This window comes from Chakrabartyella piscis (assembly GCA_030067835.1).
In the GTDB taxonomy this organism is placed as follows: Bacteria; Bacillota; Clostridia; order Lachnospirales; family Anaerotignaceae; genus Chakrabartyella; species Chakrabartyella piscis.
In genome coordinates, this window is record CP092441.1 from 998121 (window position 1) to 1015272 (window position 17152).

The 17152-nt window shown below is 38.5% G+C and carries 14 protein-coding genes; 12 read left to right on the forward strand and 2 right to left on the reverse strand.

The annotated features are described in order from the left end of the window. Positions 1-185: 185 nt before the first annotated feature. Genes MJY40_RS04360 through MJY40_RS04370 form a run of 3 tightly spaced genes read left to right on the forward strand, consistent with a single transcriptional unit; the run spans position 186 to position 3609 of the window. A complete protein-coding gene (locus MJY40_RS04360) occupies positions 186-908 on the forward strand; it encodes a polyphosphate polymerase domain-containing protein (RefSeq protein WP_317855826.1) in 723 nt (240 codons plus the stop codon). Further along, positions 901-1590, forward strand: a complete 690-nt coding sequence (locus tag MJY40_RS04365) for a DUF4956 domain-containing protein (protein WP_416387496.1) — start codon at positions 901-903, stop codon at positions 1588-1590. Before MJY40_RS04360 ends, MJY40_RS04365 begins: the two co-directional genes overlap by 8 nt. Before the next feature lie 12 nt (positions 1591-1602). Continuing rightward, on the forward strand, positions 1603-3609 hold the full coding sequence (locus tag MJY40_RS04370; protein WP_317855828.1) for a carbohydrate-binding domain-containing protein: 2007 nt from the start codon (positions 1603-1605) through the stop codon (positions 3607-3609). A gap of 123 nt (positions 3610-3732) precedes the next feature. On the opposite strand, the gene MJY40_RS04375 is transcribed toward MJY40_RS04370, so the two are convergent. Next, entirely contained in the window at positions 3733-4920 is a 1188-nt protein-coding gene (locus tag MJY40_RS04375) for a Gfo/Idh/MocA family protein (protein ID WP_317855829.1), read from the reverse strand. 127 nt (positions 4921-5047) lie between these two features. Here MJY40_RS04375 and MJY40_RS04380 point away from each other — a divergent pair, with 127 nt between their 5' ends. From MJY40_RS04380 to MJY40_RS04400, 5 genes are all read left to right on the forward strand, one after another. Then, complete coding sequence (locus tag MJY40_RS04380) at positions 5048-5803, forward strand: 6-phosphogluconolactonase (RefSeq protein ID WP_317855830.1); 756 nt, start codon at positions 5048-5050, stop codon at positions 5801-5803. A gap of 318 nt (positions 5804-6121) precedes the next feature. Continuing rightward, positions 6122-7021: a glycyl-radical enzyme activating protein gene (locus tag MJY40_RS04385; RefSeq protein WP_317855831.1), complete on the forward strand. Its 900-nt coding sequence runs from the start codon at positions 6122-6124 to the stop codon at positions 7019-7021. A 12-nt stretch (positions 7022-7033) separates the two neighbouring features. Next, positions 7034-9232, forward strand: a complete 2199-nt coding sequence (locus tag MJY40_RS04390) for a pyruvate formate lyase family protein (protein ID WP_317855832.1) — start codon at positions 7034-7036, stop codon at positions 9230-9232. A gap of 121 nt (positions 9233-9353) precedes the next feature. Next, entirely contained in the window at positions 9354-10118 is a 765-nt protein-coding gene (locus tag MJY40_RS04395; RefSeq protein WP_317855833.1) for a cupin domain-containing protein, read from the forward strand. 22 nt (positions 10119-10140) lie between these two features. Next, entirely contained in the window at positions 10141-11223 is a 1083-nt protein-coding gene (locus MJY40_RS04400; protein ID WP_317855834.1) for a class I mannose-6-phosphate isomerase, read from the forward strand. Between the two features lie 375 nt (positions 11224-11598). On the opposite strand, the gene MJY40_RS04405 is transcribed toward MJY40_RS04400, so the two are convergent. Further along, on the reverse strand, positions 11599-12471 hold the full coding sequence (locus tag MJY40_RS04405; protein ID WP_317855835.1) for a helix-turn-helix transcriptional regulator: 873 nt from the start codon (positions 12469-12471) through the stop codon (positions 11599-11601). A 317-nt stretch (positions 12472-12788) separates the two neighbouring features. On the opposite strand from MJY40_RS04405, the gene MJY40_RS04410 reads away from it, so the two are divergent. Genes MJY40_RS04410 through MJY40_RS04425 form a run of 4 tightly spaced genes read left to right on the forward strand, consistent with a single transcriptional unit; the run spans position 12789 to position 17140 of the window. Further along, positions 12789-13727, forward strand: coding sequence for an ABC transporter ATP-binding protein (locus tag MJY40_RS04410; RefSeq protein WP_317855836.1), 939 nt, complete (start codon positions 12789-12791; stop codon positions 13725-13727). Positions 13728-13737: 10 nt separating this feature from the next. Continuing rightward, complete coding sequence (locus MJY40_RS04415; RefSeq protein ID WP_317855837.1) at positions 13738-14445, forward strand: ABC transporter permease; 708 nt, start codon at positions 13738-13740, stop codon at positions 14443-14445. Between the two features lie 11 nt (positions 14446-14456). Continuing rightward, positions 14457-15824, forward strand: coding sequence for a GldG family protein (locus tag MJY40_RS04420; RefSeq protein ID WP_317855838.1), 1368 nt, complete (start codon positions 14457-14459; stop codon positions 15822-15824). Beyond that, positions 15821-17140, forward strand: coding sequence for a DUF4340 domain-containing protein (locus tag MJY40_RS04425; RefSeq protein WP_317855839.1), 1320 nt, complete (start codon positions 15821-15823; stop codon positions 17138-17140). The genes MJY40_RS04420 and MJY40_RS04425 overlap by 4 nt, the downstream gene beginning before the upstream one ends. Positions 17141-17152 lie beyond the last annotated feature (12 nt).

Genomic DNA, 17152 nt, shown 5'->3' on the forward strand with positions numbered 1-17152 from the left:
AAACAATTGAAACTTATGTAAATTTTAGGTTAATTTTAAGTAAAGCCTTTATATTGATATCACAGAAGCATAACAACTATAGTCTAAATTATAGAAATTGCAGAAAAAATTGTTTTCTAAGAAACAAAACAAAGCAATCGAAAGCAATCTGCAACTTGGACTCAAGATATAAAGGAGGAATGAATATGAGTACAACAATGGTTTTCAAACGATATGAACTCAAATATCTCTTGACAGAGGATCAATATAGAGAATTGCAACAGGTGATGGCAGAACATATGCAAATTGATGAATATGGCAAAAATACCATTAGAAACATCTATTTCGACACACCAGATTTTCTATTGATTAGACGATCCATTGAAAGACCTTGCTACAAAGAAAAATTGCGTGTCAGAAGTTATGGCAACTTCAATGAAAACAGCAATGTTTTTGTAGAAATGAAAAAGAAATATGAGGGTGTGGTATACAAAAGAAGATTGACTTTGTCCCAAAAAGAAGCATTTGGTTTCTTGGTAGACCATACACCACTGGCAGAAGAAACACAAATTGCAAAAGAACTTGCTTATTTCATGGAACACTATGGTTCTTTGCAACCAGCAATTGCTTTGCATTATGAAAGAGAAGCGTATTTTGGATTGGAAGATCACGATTTTAGAATGACATTTGATCAGGATATTCGCATCAACACAGACAATATTTCACTTGGAAATAAAGGTGTGTTTACACCTATTTTGAATCCCAATATGGTGCTTTTGGAAGTGAAAACAGGCATGGGTATTCCAGCTTGGTTGCTTTCTTTCTTTAGTGAACATAAGATTTACAAAACATCTTTTTCCAAATATGGAACAGCCTATCAAAAATTTGTGTTGCCAAAGATGAAAGGAGGCAGTCATAATGTTGCTTAATCAATTTTTCAACAACCAATTGACAGGTGAAGAAGTGCTTGCAACAGATATCAAAGGATTCCTTTTGTGTATGATGGTTTCCTTGGTTTTGGGCATTTTGATTGCAGCACTTTACACATACAAAACAAAATACACCAAAAGCTTTGTACTCACCCTTGCAGTATTGCCAGCAGTGGTTTGTGTGGTGATTATGATGGTCAATGGCAATATTGGAACTGGTGTTGCAGTTGCAGGTACATTCAGTTTGGTTCGTTTCAGATCTGTACCAGGAACAGCCAAAGAAATTGGTGCCATTTTCCTAGCAATGGGAACTGGACTTGCAACAGGTATGGGATATCTTGGCTATGCAGTACTCTTTGTGGTGGTATTGAGTTTGGCAAATTTCTTGTTGCACATGACTTCTTTTGGAGAACGCAAAGCCACAGAACGTAGTTTGACCATCACAATTCCAGAAGATTTGGATTACACAGGCGTTTTTGATGATTTGTTTGCAAAATACACCAATTCCTGCGAGCTTGCAAAGGTAAAAACCACAAATATGGGTAGTTTGTTCAAAGTGACTTACGATATCGAATTGAAACAAGAACATATTGAAAAAGAATTGATTGATGAATTGCGTTGTCGCAATGGTAACTTGGAAATATTGATGTCCAAACAAATGAATATGGGCAGTGAATTATAAGGAGGTATTCCTATGAAACGTTTTTTGGTACTAATGGGAGCAATTTCCCTAGTGGCAACAGGTTGTGGTTCGTCAACATCAGAAGCATCAGAGCCAGTGGCAATTACAACAACAGTGGAAACAATGTCATTTACATCAGATGACCAATTTACAAACAATGATTATGAAGTGGGTTGCATTTTTGGTGAATATGAAACCATTACATTGGCAAATGGTGGCAGTACCTCAAGTGCAAGTGGTGTTTCCATTGATGGAGATACCATCACCATCGCAGCAGAAGGGTCTTATATGCTAGAAGGAACCCTAGACAATGGGCAAATTATCATAGATGTGGATGATGCAGATAAGGTGCAACTTTCCTTGAATGGAGTCGCCATCAGTAACAGCACAACAGCACCGATTTACGCAATAGAAGGTGATAAGGTGTTTATCACAACAGAAAAAGGAACCACAAATACATTGATTGCCAATATTGCAGAGGATGCATCTTCCAATGTGGATGCAGCAATCTTTGCAAAAACAGATGTAACCTTAAATGGTGAAGGAACATTGGTGATTGCAAGTACAAATGGAAATGGGATCACTTCCAAAGACGATTTGGCAATTACAGGTGGAACTTATGAAATTGTAGCAGACCAACATGGTTTGGAAGCCAACAATAGCATTCGTATTGCAGATGGTGTCTTTGATATCACAAGTGTAAAAGATGGGCTTCATAGTGAACATGATGAAGATGAAAGTTTGGGGTATATCTACATTTTGGATGGTGATTTTACCATTGCAGCAGAAGGAGATGGCTTGGATAGTAGCTCTTATGTGGAAATTGTAGATGGTGATTTTGATATTTTGACAGGTGGCGGTTACATCAATGCACCAGAACACGTTTCCACTATGGGTGGTGGCGGAATGCAAGGTGGCGGTATGCAACGTACCGAAATGGCACAAACTGAAATGATGATGCCAGAAATGAGTGGTCAACAAGGTGGTATGAGTCAACAAGGTGGTATGGGTCAACAATCAGCTATGGGTCAACAGGGAAATATGGCACAACCAGAAATGAGTATGACAGAAATGCCTGTTATGGAAGAAAGAACACAAAGTACAATGCCAGAACGTACAGAACAAGCCACAACAGAACAACAGGCTGGTATGGAAAACATGGCAAGAGGTGAAATGGCAACATCCACAACAACAGAAGATGACACTGTCAGCACAAAGGGAATCAAAGCGACAACAGCCATTGTGATTTATGGTGGTAACTTCAATATTGATGCTTGTGATGATGCGCTTCATGCAAACAATTATTTGGAAATTTATGAAGGTACATTCAGTATTGCAACTGGTGATGATGCAATTCATGCAGATGTGACCACAACCATTTTTGGTGGTACCATCGAAATTACCACATGTTATGAAGGTTTGGAAGGTCACACAGTGGTAGTGGCAGGTGGCGATATTGATATCTATGCTTTGGATGATGGTATCAATGCAGCAACCAGTGAATATGTAACAGATGGCACAGAAGTTTCCATTACCATTTCTGGTGGTAGATTGGTGATTGATGCCAATGATGAAGGTGATGGTTTGGATGCAAATGGCAATGTTTACTTCACAGGTGGCGATGTCATTATTTCAGGAACACCAACTACAACAGATACCAGTTTGGATTACAATAGCACAGCAATCATCACAGGTGGTAGCTTCTTGGCAGCAGGTAGCACCAGTCAAACCAGACAAAACTTTGGTGATGATTCCACACAAGGAAGCATTTTGGTAGACCTCAGTAGCGTACAATCAGGAACCATTACCCTAACCGATAGCAGTGGAAATGTAGTTGTAGAGTGGACACCAGTGAAGTCTTATCAGTCCATTCATATTAGCACACCAGACATAACAGTAGGCGAAACATACACTTTGACAACACCATCTGAAACACAAACCTTCACAATGGATACATTGATTTATGGAGAAGGTGGCAACCACGGTAGCACAGGTGGTGGCATGAAAATGGGTAGATAAGAATAGCAGAAAACAAAGAAGCGGTTGCAAATGCAACCGCTTCTTCTTATATATTGCGTTTCATATTGTGATTTGAGTTCCATATTATGAAATTAGTGTCATAATACAAGAAAACATGTGATTTTATGACAGAATATCGAACAATCCTTCATTTTTGATTTGTTTATTGAGTTGTTCTAGGTAAACATCTTCATCAATAGGCAAAGAGACTTTTTGACCTGTCCAACTGCTCAGAAGTGCACCATTTGCCAATTCCAAGCTGTTGATACCTTCAACACCAGGAATCAAAAGAGGGGTACCTTCCAAAATGTGGAGTGCAAAGTTTTCCATGGTAAGGGTGTGTTGCAAACCAAATCCTTCGGAGCAAGAAAGTTCTTCCACGGTGTACAATCCAACCAATGGTTTGCCTTGGATAAAGTCTTTGACACGATCCATTTCCATAGACTGATTCAATTCCATTTCAGTTGCTTCCAAACGATAAATTTCACCTTTCTTACCATTTTCTGTAATGACAACTTTACCACCATCAAAAGAAATTTCCAAACGATCCAAACCAACAATATCATGGGCACAAGCAATGTATACACCTGTCACACCATCACCATACTCAGCAACAAGAGTTACATCGTTGTCTACAGAAATTTCACGGTGCAAACCAAATTCTACATTTGCATATAAAGATTTTGGCATGCCACAAATCCATTGCCACAAATCCAATTGATGTGGTGTTTGGTTCATGAGGATGCCACCACCTTCACCACCCCAAGTACCACGCCACGCACTTTGATCATAGTATCTATCTGGTCGCCACCAATTGGTGCTGGTCCAATGGATGCGACGTACTTTACCAAGTTCACCAGAAGAAACAATATCTTTGGCTCTTTGATACAAAGGATTGGTGCGTTGGTTGAAAATCATACCAAAGGTAACATCAGGATGTGCTGCACTACAACGATTCATTGCAGCCACTTCTTTGACATGAAGACCAGCTGGTTTATCCAACAAAACATGAATTCCGTGTTCCAAACAATACATGGTGAGTTCTGGATGGTTTTTGTGTGGTGTTGCAATGATCACTGCATCCACAGTGCCACTTGTCACCATTTCTTTCCAATCTGTGAAAAATGGTACATTTGGATAGAGTTCTGCAAAACCAGCACGTTTTTTTTCATCTCTACTGGAAAGTGCTGCCAAAACACCATGTTCCGGTGCCTTTGCGCCAAATACAGCACCATCGCCCCAAAGTAACTTTGCATAAAGTGAGCCCTGAAACCCCATTCCAATGACCCCAAATCTAATTTTATCTGCCATAATACCCTCCTAATCTCCATGACTTTAGTTTTATTGTATATTTTGTATTGCATTTCTTGGTTTTTTCTTATTTTTATGGTAACATACTACAATATAAGTTGCAACAAAAAAATGAAAGGGTGATTTTATGAAAACACAAGTTTATGACAAAGCAAAAGTATATATTTTTGAAACCAGAACGGAAATGGGGATAGTGGCAGCCAAAGATGCAGCAAAATGTATTTTGGAATGTTTAGAAGAAAAAAAAGAAATCAATTGTGCATTTTCAGCAGCACCATCACAGTTGGATTTTTTACAAGCTTTGATTGCAGACAAAACCATCCCGTGGGAAAGAATCAATGCATTTCATGTGGATGAATATGTGGGTATGCCTTCTAGTAACAAAGCATCTTTTGTCCATTTCTTGCAAGAGTCCATTATGAATCATGTGCCACTGAACAACAAATTTTTCTTAAATGGAGAAAATGAGCCGGAAGCAGAAATGAAACGCTACACTGAAGCATTGGCAACACATCCATTGGATATTATTTTTCTTGGAATAGGTGAAAATGGTCATATCGCTTTCAATGACCCAGATGTGGCAGATTTTGATGACAAACAAGTGGTGAAAATGGTGGAATTGGATGTTCCTTGTAGACAACAGCAGGTCAATGATGGATGTTTCCTCACATTGGAAGATGTACCAACACATGCTTTGACATTGACCATTCCAGCACTTTTATCTGCAAAAAATCATTTTTGCATTGTGCCAACAGAATTGAAATCCACAGCAGTGAAACTGGCACTGACAGGTGAAATTGCAACAACGTGTCCTGCTAGTATTTTGCGTACTGTAGAAGGAATGCAAATCTATTTGGATCAGGATGCAGCCAAACAATTGTAAATTCACTTTGTCATTCAGAGGAAAAACAACGAAGAATCCAATAACGGGCGCATCGTGATACGCCCCTACGATGTTTGGGGTAATGGCGTGTATCGGTTTTGTCATTCAGAGGAGGAATATCGAAGAATCCTATATGATATTTGTAGGGGATGGCGTCCTCGACATCCCGTAAATCACCTTCCACTTTGGGAGGTTTTTTTATTTCCAAAACCCAAGATATGCAAAAAAAATAAATACAAAAAGAAAAGAAAAATTCCATCAAAGAGATACAATGTTATCAATGAAAATACTTCAATATAGGAAAAGGGAGATGAAACTATGACAACAGGGAACATTACAGAAATCCAACGTTGTTCTTTCAATGATGGACCTGGTATTCGAACCACTGTATTTTTAAAAGGTTGCAACATGAATTGTGCTTGGTGCCACAATCCAGAAACCATACGTCACACAAAAGATTTGCATTACTATGTGGGCAATTGTATCGGTTGCTATAAATGCGTGTATGTCTGTCCTTGTAAAGCACATAAAAAAATCAATGGAGAACACCGCTTCTTCCCTAATTTATGTGTGAAATGTGGCAAATGTGCAGCAGTGTGTTATGCTGGTGCAATGGAAATGTCTGGCACACAAATGGGCGTAGAAGATGTGATGCAACAAGTGGTACAAGACAAACCATATTACATAGATTCCAATGGTGGTGTGACCATTTCTGGTGGCGAAGTCATGTGTCAAATTCCATTTGCTTTGGAGCTTACAGAAGCTTGTAAAGCTGAAAATATTTCTGTTGGCGTGGAAACCAATATGCATGTACCATTTGAAGAAATGAAACCACTTCTCGACAAAATTGACTTGGTGATGTGTGATTTGAAGATTTTCGACAACGCAGAACACAAGAAATGGACAGATGTAGAAAATACCTTAATCAAAGAAAATATCAAAAAATTGGATGAATTGGGGATTCCTTATATTGTAAGAACACCCCTTGTTCCAGGTGCAACCGATAGCAATGAAAACATCAAAGCCATTGCAGAATTCCTGAAAGATGCAAAAAACATGATGTACTACGAATTGTTGAACTTCAATCCACTTGGTGGTTCCAAATATAAAAGTCTTTCTAGAAAAAATGTGTTTGCAGATGCAAAACCATTGCCAAAATCTCGTATCCAAGAATTGAAAGAAATTGCAGAAGCATATTGCACTGTACGTGTAGAATAAGGAGGAAATACCATGGGAAAGATTCAATTCATCAATGAATTTCCAGCAACAGAAGAGTTTACCTTAGATAAAAGAATTAAGTTGTTGCGTCAACGTAAATTGGAACAAACAGAAGAAAAAATTGAAATGGAAGGTGGTTTGGATGAAGACGATTATGGTCGTGTGGTATGTCCAGATGATTTCTATTTTGAACCAGATTCCAACCATCCAGATGGCTCCTACTATGGTTATGAAGGTTGGTCACATAACTATTGCAAACTTTTGAGGGAACATCCTTTGTATTGCGATCCTTTGGATGCATTTGTGGGACGTGGTTTCTTCTTTATGACTAGACAAAAGGGTAGTCTTTGGAACCCTGATCATCCATATACAGAATTGAAATCGGCTTTTGATGAATACAATATCGTTTGTGGTATTGGTAGCGATGGTCATTTCACACCAGATCTCAACATGGGATTTGATATGGGCTGGATTGGTATTTTAAAGAAATTGGAAAAATTCGAACAAATCAACACAGCACCAGAAAACGAAATCTTCTACACAACAGAAAAGAAAATGGTCAATGCCATTATGACATTCCTGAATCGTGTAGCAGATGAACTGATGGCGTTGTCAGAAGAAGAAAACAACCCTTATTTGAAACAAAACTTGGTGGAAATGTCCCAAACCAATCGTAAAATTGCAAATGACAAACCAGAAACTTTGCGTGAATGTATCCAATGGATGTGTTGGTTCAGCTTCTTCAGTCGTTTGTACAATCGTGGACCCAGTGGTGGTCAATTGGATGAATTGTTGCGTCCATTCTACGAAAGAGATATTGCAGCTGGTATCATTGATGATGAAACAGCAAAATTCTATATTGCTTGTTTGTATTTGAATGACACCAGATACTATCAATTGGCAGGACCTGATGACAATGGTGATGATATGGCATCTAAAATCAGCTATTTGATTTTGGAAGCGGCAGATTGGATCAACATTGCTTGCAATTTGACGGTTCGTGTACATGACAATATGAATGAAGATTTCTTCACAAAAGCAGTTGGTTATTTGTTCAAAAACAAAAATGGTTGGCCAAGATTTTCTGGTGACAATAGCCTTGTAGATGGCTTTATGCGTTGTGGTTACGAAAAGAATTTGGCTAGAAAACGCTTGGCTGCTGGTTGTAGCTGGATGAGCATTCCAGGCATGGAATACACCCTCAATGATTTGGTGAAAATCAATGCTGCAAAAGTATTTGAAGTGGCATATTACGAAATGGTGAAATCTGGTGAATATGGCACAGACAAACTTTGGGAAATCTTCTCTAAGCATTTGGAACGTGCAGTCAATACCACTGCAAAGGGCATCAAATTCCACTTGACATGGCAGGATCAAAATGAACCAGAGTTGATTTGTAACTTGCTCAGCCAAGGACCAGTAGAAAAGGGTTTGGATGTGACCAAAAGTGCAATGTATTTCAATATGTGTATCGATGGTTCTGGTATCGCAACAGTAGCAGATAGCTTTGCTGCTTGTGAACAGCGTGTAGAAAAAGAAGGCAAAATCACATGGGAAGCATTGACCAAACAATTGGAGCTCAACTATAATGACATTGATGGAGAATACATCCGTCAAATGATGTTGCATAGTGAACGCTTTGGCGGTGGCGATTCTTTGGCGGATCGTTGGGCAAGTCGCATCAACGAATTGTTCACAAATCTTGTGCGTAAAGAATGTGATAATTACGAAGGTATCAACTTCATTCCAGGTTGGTTCAGCTGGTCAAATACATTGGAATTTGGTAGTCGTGTACGAGCTACACCAAATGGCAGAAGAAATGGAGAAGCCATCAACCATGGTGCAAATCCAACTTCTGGGTTTAGAAAAGATGGTGCTGTTACCGCTATGGCAAACTCCATTGCAAATGTACAACCATTCTTTGGCAACTGTGCACCTGTACAATTGGAAATTGATCCTGGTATTGCAGATACAGAAGAAGGCGTTGGCAAAATGGTCAGCATGATTCGTACCATTTTGGAAACAGGCAATACCCTCTTAAACATCAATATCATCAACAAAGAACAAATTTTGGAAGCACACAAAGATCCAAGTAAATACCCAGACCTTGTGGTACGTGTCACAGGATTTACTTCCTATTTTGCAATGCTCAGCCCAGAATTCCGCCAATTGGTTGTGGATCGTGTGTTGGCAGTCAATGGAGAGTGCTAACTCGAATTTGATGAGTGTTGGATGTTTTGTTTTGTCGAATTCAATGGAAAATGATTGTAGGGGCATCGTTTCGGTGCCCGTTCGTTGAAAACTCAATTGGGATATGAAAAGGAGATCAACTATGCGTAGCGAAGATATCAAAAAAGTAGTTTTGGACTTAAAAGAAGCAAAATCAGCAAGCGTTTCCATGTTGGATGGTGTCATTCCAGGTGCAACTGTATATTATCACAATATGCTTGCAGATGAACAAGTGCAATTTATGGCAGATACCAGTTTCATTCGTATTTTCTTCTTGTGTGTGGGTGCTGTTACCTTCCAATCAGAAGGCAAAGAATATGCATATGATGAAAAAGCAGTGTTTGCAAACAAACCAGAAAAAACAGTGGAAATCTTGGCAAATACCAATGCACAAGTGGTGGAAATTCGTTGGGAAATGCATGAAAGCGATTTGGCAGAATTGGCAGAAACAGATGTGGAATTCCCCATCACAGAAAAATATGTGGATGCTTCTCAATACCGTGATCCATTCAAAAGTGAAAAAACCATCAGTCGTGCAATCGTCAAACAAAGAATGATTCCTCGTTTTGCAATGGGCAGTGTGGAAACACATGGTGATGACTTGATTGGACAACACGAACATCCACTTTTGGATCAATTCTTCTGGAGTTTTTCTGAAAATGATTGCGATTTGCTCATTGACGATTTGGTGTATCCTATGTATGGCGATACCTTCTTGTACATTCCTTTGGGTTCCAATCATGGCGTGAAAACTGCTGGAAACCAAATTGCACATTATATCTGGTTGGATTTCATTACCGATGCAGAAGCAGCAAATGCGTTCTTGGATGAGGTACATAAACCAACTGGTGTCAAAGAAAGTTTTTAAAAGAAAGTTTTTGAGGTGATATATGACTAGATTGAAATACCCTATGAGACTAGATAACCCACGTGCATGGAGAACATATTTAGGTGGTTCTTTGTTGGATGCACTCCATGGCAAAATGGATGGAGAAGATGCTCATTTCCCAGAAGAATGGATTATGTCTGTGGTGTCTGCTAGAAATGCAGGTAGAGAAGAAATTGTAGAAGGCATGAGTCACATTGTGGAAACAGGTGAATCCTTGGCAGAGTACATTGCTGAAAATCCAGAAGCATATTTGGGTGCATCCCATGTTGCAAAAAATGGAGCAACACCAGGTGTACTCATCAAACTCATTGATTCTTCAGAACGTTTGACGGTACAAGTACATCCTGATCGACCAAAAGCACGTGAATTGTTTGATTCTGCTTATGGCAAAACAGAGTGTTGGCATATCTTAGGTGGACGTGAAATGAATGGTGAGAAACCTTGTGTGTATTTGGGATTCAAAGAAGGTGTCACCAGAGAAAAATGGAAAGCATTCTTTGATACACAAGACTTGAAGGGGATGCTGGATTGTTTGTATCGTTATGATGTGGAAGTTGGCGATACCATTTTGATAGAAGGCGGTATTCCCCATGCAATTGGTGCTGGCTGTTTCTTGATGGAAATTCAAGAACCAACAGATTACACCATCAGAACAGAACGTACCACACCAAGTGGATTCCCAGTGGCAGACTTTATGTGTCACCAAGGTTTGGGCTTTGAAAAAATGTTTGATTGCTTCCATTATGGGGATATGACCAAGGAAGAAGTGCGAAATCGTTGGTTCATTGCACCCAAAACACTTGTGGAAACAGAGGACGTTATCATCAAAGAATTGATTGGGTATGAAAACACAGATATTTTCAAAATGAACGAAGTTTTGGTGGATGGTAGCTTTGTGGATGTGGAATGTGGCGAAACCTTCAGTGGTTTGTATGTTTTGGAAGGTAAGGGTATTATCTCTGCCAATGGAGTGGCTTTAATGGTTGACAAAGGACAACAATTTTTCATTCCAGCTGGACTTGGAAAATTGATTGTTTCAGGCAATAAATTGCGTTGTTTGCATTGTTTTGGTGGCGAAGTATAAAATAAAATGAAAATATGTGGGGGAGGGTTTCCATGCCCTCCTAAATGTAATGGCGGAGGATTCCCTTCGCTTTTTTGATGTAAAAAATGGATGTGATTACTTCGTAAAATGCTTATTCCTTATGCACTGTCATCCAGAATGAAATGAAGTATCTCGGTTTCGGTGCAAGATTCCTCAATGCATTCAGAAAGACAAAGTGGCAGATAGTACACATCTGTTTTTGTCATTCAGAGGAACGCAGTGACGAAGAATCTTTGGTTTTTCGGTCGATTCGTGAATCGCCCCTACAACTGTGTATTTCGTTTTCAACATTCTAAAATCTTCACTTTTCACTTTTAGTTCTTCACTATATATGACGAATTGCCTTTGTTTGGGCTATTCCTTCTGTGCAGACAGCTGAAACTGCTTTGGACTTTGGTTGAACTTTTTCTTGAACGCTCGACTGAAATGAGACAAATTGTTATATCCAACTTGACCACATACATCTTCAACAGACGTACCACCAATGAGCAATGCTTTTGCCTTCATTAGACGACAATTGATGATGTATTGATTGGGTGATGTGCCTGTGGTGATTTTGAATTTTTCACATAAATAAAACTTATTGATGAAAAATTCCTTTGCCAAAAAATCCAAGGTGATATCCTGCCAATAATTTTCATGGATATAGTTCATAATATTGTAGATGACATCATGATTTTTGGTGTAGTCATAGTGTGAAAGTTGATGGTGTTTTTGATACAAGGTGTTGATTTGCAATAAAATATCTGCAAACAAAATTTGAATGTGAAAATCACGTCCATAACAAGTGGTGGAATCGCCGTTTTCCAAAACAATCAGACGATCAAAACATTGGATGAAAGAAAGTGCTTCTTCTTTGGTCAGTGGCAAAACATATGCATCCTCAAAAGGACGAAACAAAAAACACGCCAATAAATCCATACCCATAACAGGAAAAGATTCTATATATTCTGACTTGAAATAGGCGACATATCGGTCACTGACTGCATTTGGTGTCATTTGCTGCATTTGGTGCAAATCCATATGATTGGTCAAAATCAAAGCATATTCCGGTAGAATATAGGTCTTGTTGTTGATAAATGCACGCATCCCTTTGGACAATGACAGAAAAATCTCATATTGGCTATGAATATGTGGATATTTCTTTTCATTTTCGTAAGTTACCTTATGCAACACAGAGTATTCATCTGATAAATTTTCCAAATACTGCTTAGAATGTTCCAACAAAATCCAACACACCCTTTCCAAAATGATTTGATGAGTTTACTATACTACAAAATCATTGTAAAGAAAAGATGCAATTACATATACCAATACAGTGTCATTCAGAGGAACGACGAGACAAAGAATCTTTGGCTTGCATAGGGAGCGATGCCCTCATCGCTCCGCAGTTGCACAATCTATATATAATCCTGTAAATACAATAAATACACAAAATAATGTTAAATTTGCAAAAGAATAAGTAAATATGGATAATCTATTGAAACTTTGATGGAAATATGATAACATATATACTAATATACTAGACGAAAGGGGTATCTGATATGTTAAAAGTCACAAACCTAACCAAACGATATGGCGATGTCAATTCTGTAGACGATATGAGCTTTTCCATAGGGGAACATGAAGTGGTTGGATTGCTTGGGAAAAATGGTGCAGGAAAATCCACCACAATCCGTATGTTGACAGGATATTTGGCACGTACCTCAGGAGATATTTCCTTTATGGGTCAAGATGTGGCAGATATGGACGCAAAAGCCAGATTACACATTGGATATTTGCCCGAAATACCACCTTTGTATACAGAACTTACGGTATATGAACACATCAAAATTGTTTGTCAATTGAAAAAAATGAAGAAATCAGAAATTCCAGCAGAAGTCAAACGTGTATGTGGTTTGTTGCAAGTGGATGATGTGATGCATCGTTGTATCCAAAATCTTTCTAAAGGATACAAACAACGTGTGGGATTTGCAGCAGCAATTGTAGGCAGCCCAAAGCTTTTGGTGTTGGATGAACCAGCAGTTGGCTTAGATCCAAAACAGTTGGTGGAGCTCAGAAATTTGATAAAAAATCTATCCAAAGAAATGACCATCATCTTATCATCTCATATGCTGACAGAAATCACTTCTGTTTGCACCAGAATCATTATGATTCAAAAAGGAAGATTGATTGCAGATGGTACACCTGAAGAAATTCGTGATGCATATTCCAAAGAAAAACGAGTGGAATTGTCCTTCAAAGGAAATGCAGAAGCAGTATATACCAAATTGCAACAACAATATGGTGACCAAGTGGAGTTGCAACCACAACCAGGTCAGGAAGATATCCACACTGTGGAACTGATCTTTGCAGATGGTTTGGATCATAGAGAAGAATTGTTCCATACATTGGTTGCTATGGGCATAGTGATTTTGACACTCCGAGAAGTTTCCATATCTTTGGAAGAAATCTTTATGGAAATGAATCGACAAATGGAGTAGGAGGTGTGGTATGATAGCGATTTTTCAAAAAGAAATGACACAATATTTTACATCTCTTATGGGGTATATTTTCATTGGTATTTTCACAGCCATTTCAGGAATTGTGTTCTATTTGGTGAATTTGGCAAGTCTCAATAGCGATATCAAAAGCTTTTTTGCTTCCATCATACCATTTCTCATTTTCTTGATTCCTGTGGTGACAATGCGTATCTATGCAGAAGAAAGAAAACAAAAGACAGAAGAAATGCTTTTGACAGCACCTGTGGAAATGAGGGATATCATCCTTGGTAAATTCTTTGCAGCACTGTGTTTGTTCCTCATTCCAATGGCAATTACCTTTGTATTTCCAGTGATTTTACACATATATGGAACCTTAGAAGTGTATGTGGTTTTGGGCAATTATTTGGGAATTATTTTGGTGGCATCTGCGTTTATTGCAATTGGTATTTTCATATCTGTGCTATCTGAAAACCAAATCATTGCAGCCATTTTGACCTATTGTGTGTTGATTAGTATTTTTTCAGTGAACAAAATCACTATGTTTGTGAAACATCCCATTGTGGAAGAATTGGTTTCTTTTGTTTCTGTCAACACACATTATGTGAAGCTGAGTTATGGCATTTTGGACTTTGTGGATGTGGCATATTTCGTCAGTTTGACAGTATTGTTCTTGTTCTTTAGCACATATGTTTTGGATCGCAAACGAGTGATATCATAAGGAGTAACCATATGAAACAACTTTCAAATAAAAAAATATATAGCTTGATTGGGATTTTGGCAGTGGTGATTTTTGTGTTGTTCAATTTGTTGTTTGGTCAATTGGGTGAACAATATTCCACCAAAATCGATTTGACAGACAATGGTTTGTATGATCTTTCAGAAGAAACAGAATTGTATGTTGGCAGATTGGATACACCCATTACCATAACGGTTTTGGCAGCAGAAGAGGAATATCCATCTATGTTGGTGGAGATTTTGGAACGCTACACAGAAGTATCTGGTCAGATTCAAATTGCATACAAAGACCCATATGAAAATCCAACATTATTGGAAACATATCGCCAAAAGGGCATCAATCTTGGTGAAAGTGATATTTTGGTGACACAAGATGCCTATGCAAAACATATTACATTTGCAGAAATCTTGGTGGAAGAAAATGGTTCTGTTACTGGTATCCAATTGGAGCAAGTGTTGACTTCAGCCATTTTGAATTTGGCAGTGGAAAACAAACCACAAGTGCTCTTTACTTTGGGTCACAACGAAAGCATCACAACCAGTTTGGAATCTTTGTTTGTAGAAAACAATTTTGAAACCACACAGGCAGCATTGTCTGCAACCAATATAGAAGAAGCGGCTTTGGTGGTCATTGCAAATCCAAAGGGTGACTTCCAAGTGGATGAAATACAAATGTTGGAAAACTTCTTGGCAGAAGATGGCAAAATCATCATGATGTGTGAACCAGGAATAGAAGAAATGCCTAATTTGGAGGCACTTCTTGCAAAATGGAACATTGGACTTGGGGATTCTGTGGTATTGGAATCACAAGCCTATATTTCCAACAATCCTTTGAATATCATACCTATGTATGGTAGTCATGAAATCAATCGCTATTTTATGGAAAATCCAATTTATATGACTTTGCCATCCTCCAGAAACTTGGAACAATTGGCAAATGCAACGGGTAGCATCCAAACAACAGCAGTGTTGCTTTCCACATCAGATTCTTATGGCAAATCAGCAGAAGGATATGATACCACAGCAAAAGAAGATGGAGATGTAACAGGTCCATTTGCATTGTCTTTGGTATCAGAAAAAGAGGGTGCTGGTGCAATTTTGGTTTTGGGCAGTGGAAAGAGTTATGCAGATGATATTTTGAGTGTATCCAGCTATGCAAATAAAATGTTCTTTACACAAGTGGCAACCTATTTCAATGACGATGTGGTGGCAGTGAGCATTCCTGCAAAAACCACTGTGATTCCACCTCTTGTAATGGCAAGTAACACCATCTTGATGATTGGTATTGTCTTTGGTGGTATTTTACCAGTTTTGATTATTTTGTTGGGTCTTGTAAAAGTATTGAAGAGGAAAAAATTATGATGGGTAAATACAAACAATTGAAAATTTTCATATGTATCGCCATTGTGCTATTTGTTGGCAATATAGCCTTGTACTTTTCAGGACAAACAGAGCAAACACAAGTGGCAGAAGATGCTTTTGTGGTAACGGATATTTCTGTTGCAGACTTTGCTGGTACCATCATCCAAAACAATCAAATGAATCTGGGTATTTTGCAAAATGGTTCAGAATTGGAATTGATTACAGAAGATACAGGTACCTTTGATATCAGCCAGTTGCGTACTTTGATCTATTCCCTTTGTCATATGACAGCCAGTTTGGAATTTGCAGATGAATCCCAATGGGAAGGCTTTGGTATGGCAGAACCAACAACCTATATTTCTCTTTTTCTTGTAGATGGTTCCACACAGGAATACGCATTGCTGAACCAAAATCCAATTGATGGTAGTTATTATTTGTATTCTGAAACAGACAATAAGGTATTTATGGTGGGTCAAGTCGTTGGAGATATGCTGTCTGGTGGATATTCCAATTTCTATGCAAAAACCATATTCCCAACCATAAACGGTAGCAATTACACCTACTTGGAAGGTGTATTTGTGGAATATGCAGATGGCACTTCCTATGAATTGGTACAAAAAGATGGTGGTTTCTATATGACATCACCCATTTCCCAAAAAGTATCTTTGACCAATGTGGTGACTGGTTGGTTGCCATATGTTGGTGCGTTGTATGCAGATGAAGTGGTGGCAACAAATGCAGATTTGTCAGACTATGGTTTGGATCAATATGATTTGCGTATCACCATGACAGTAGCAGGTGAAGAATACATTGGATGTTTGCTGAAAGAAGATGGTTCTATTTTGTTTGGAGATGAAATCACAGGCAGTGTGTATCGTGTAGCAGAAGCGGAATACACAACCATTGCACAGGACTATACATCCTTCTTCCAAGGAAAAGCCTTCCAATATGCTATGGGTGATATTGCAAAAATTGATGTGAGTTCTGGTACAGGTAGCACAACCTTTGATATCACACCACAAGAACAAACAGTTGTGGTAACCATTGGAGGAGAAATCATTCCAGAAGAAGATGTGATTACCTTATTCCAAGCAATCAATGGCATTGCAATAGAACGTGTGGCAACAGAACAAGTGGAATTTACAAATGAATTGAACTTTACATTCCAATACCTAAATGGAATGCAAGATAAAGTTGTAATTGGTAAAACAGCAGCTGGCGAATATTGTGTTTCTATGAACGATATCGTCAACTTTATGGTGACAGAAGATTCTGTTACAACTTTGCAACAAGGACTAATGGGATATATGAGTTGATGGAGGAATCGA

What these genes read in the sequence shown, in the direction of transcription:
- MJY40_RS04360 (WP_317855826.1), top strand. Translation starts at nt 186, where the DNA reads ATGAGTACAACAATGGTTTTCAAACGATATGAACTCAAATATCTCTTG.
- MJY40_RS04370 (WP_317855828.1), top strand. Translation starts at nt 1,603, where the DNA reads ATGAAACGTTTTTTGGTACTAATGGGAGCAATTTCCCTAGTGGCAACA.
- MJY40_RS04375 (WP_317855829.1), bottom strand. Translation starts at nt 4,920, where the DNA reads ATGGCAGATAAAATTAGATTTGGGGTCATTGGAATGGGGTTTCAGGGC.
- MJY40_RS04380 (WP_317855830.1), top strand. Translation starts at nt 5,048, where the DNA reads ATGAAAACACAAGTTTATGACAAAGCAAAAGTATATATTTTTGAAACC.
- MJY40_RS04385 (WP_317855831.1), top strand. Translation starts at nt 6,122, where the DNA reads ATGACAACAGGGAACATTACAGAAATCCAACGTTGTTCTTTCAATGAT.
- MJY40_RS04390 (WP_317855832.1), top strand. Translation starts at nt 7,034, where the DNA reads ATGGGAAAGATTCAATTCATCAATGAATTTCCAGCAACAGAAGAGTTT.
- MJY40_RS04395 (WP_317855833.1), top strand. Translation starts at nt 9,354, where the DNA reads ATGCGTAGCGAAGATATCAAAAAAGTAGTTTTGGACTTAAAAGAAGCA.
- MJY40_RS04400 (WP_317855834.1), top strand. Translation starts at nt 10,141, where the DNA reads ATGACTAGATTGAAATACCCTATGAGACTAGATAACCCACGTGCATGG.
- MJY40_RS04410 (WP_317855836.1), top strand. Translation starts at nt 12,789, where the DNA reads ATGTTAAAAGTCACAAACCTAACCAAACGATATGGCGATGTCAATTCT.
- MJY40_RS04415 (WP_317855837.1), top strand. Translation starts at nt 13,738, where the DNA reads ATGATAGCGATTTTTCAAAAAGAAATGACACAATATTTTACATCTCTT.
- MJY40_RS04420 (WP_317855838.1), top strand. Translation starts at nt 14,457, where the DNA reads ATGAAACAACTTTCAAATAAAAAAATATATAGCTTGATTGGGATTTTG.
- MJY40_RS04425 (WP_317855839.1), top strand. Translation starts at nt 15,821, where the DNA reads ATGATGGGTAAATACAAACAATTGAAAATTTTCATATGTATCGCCATT.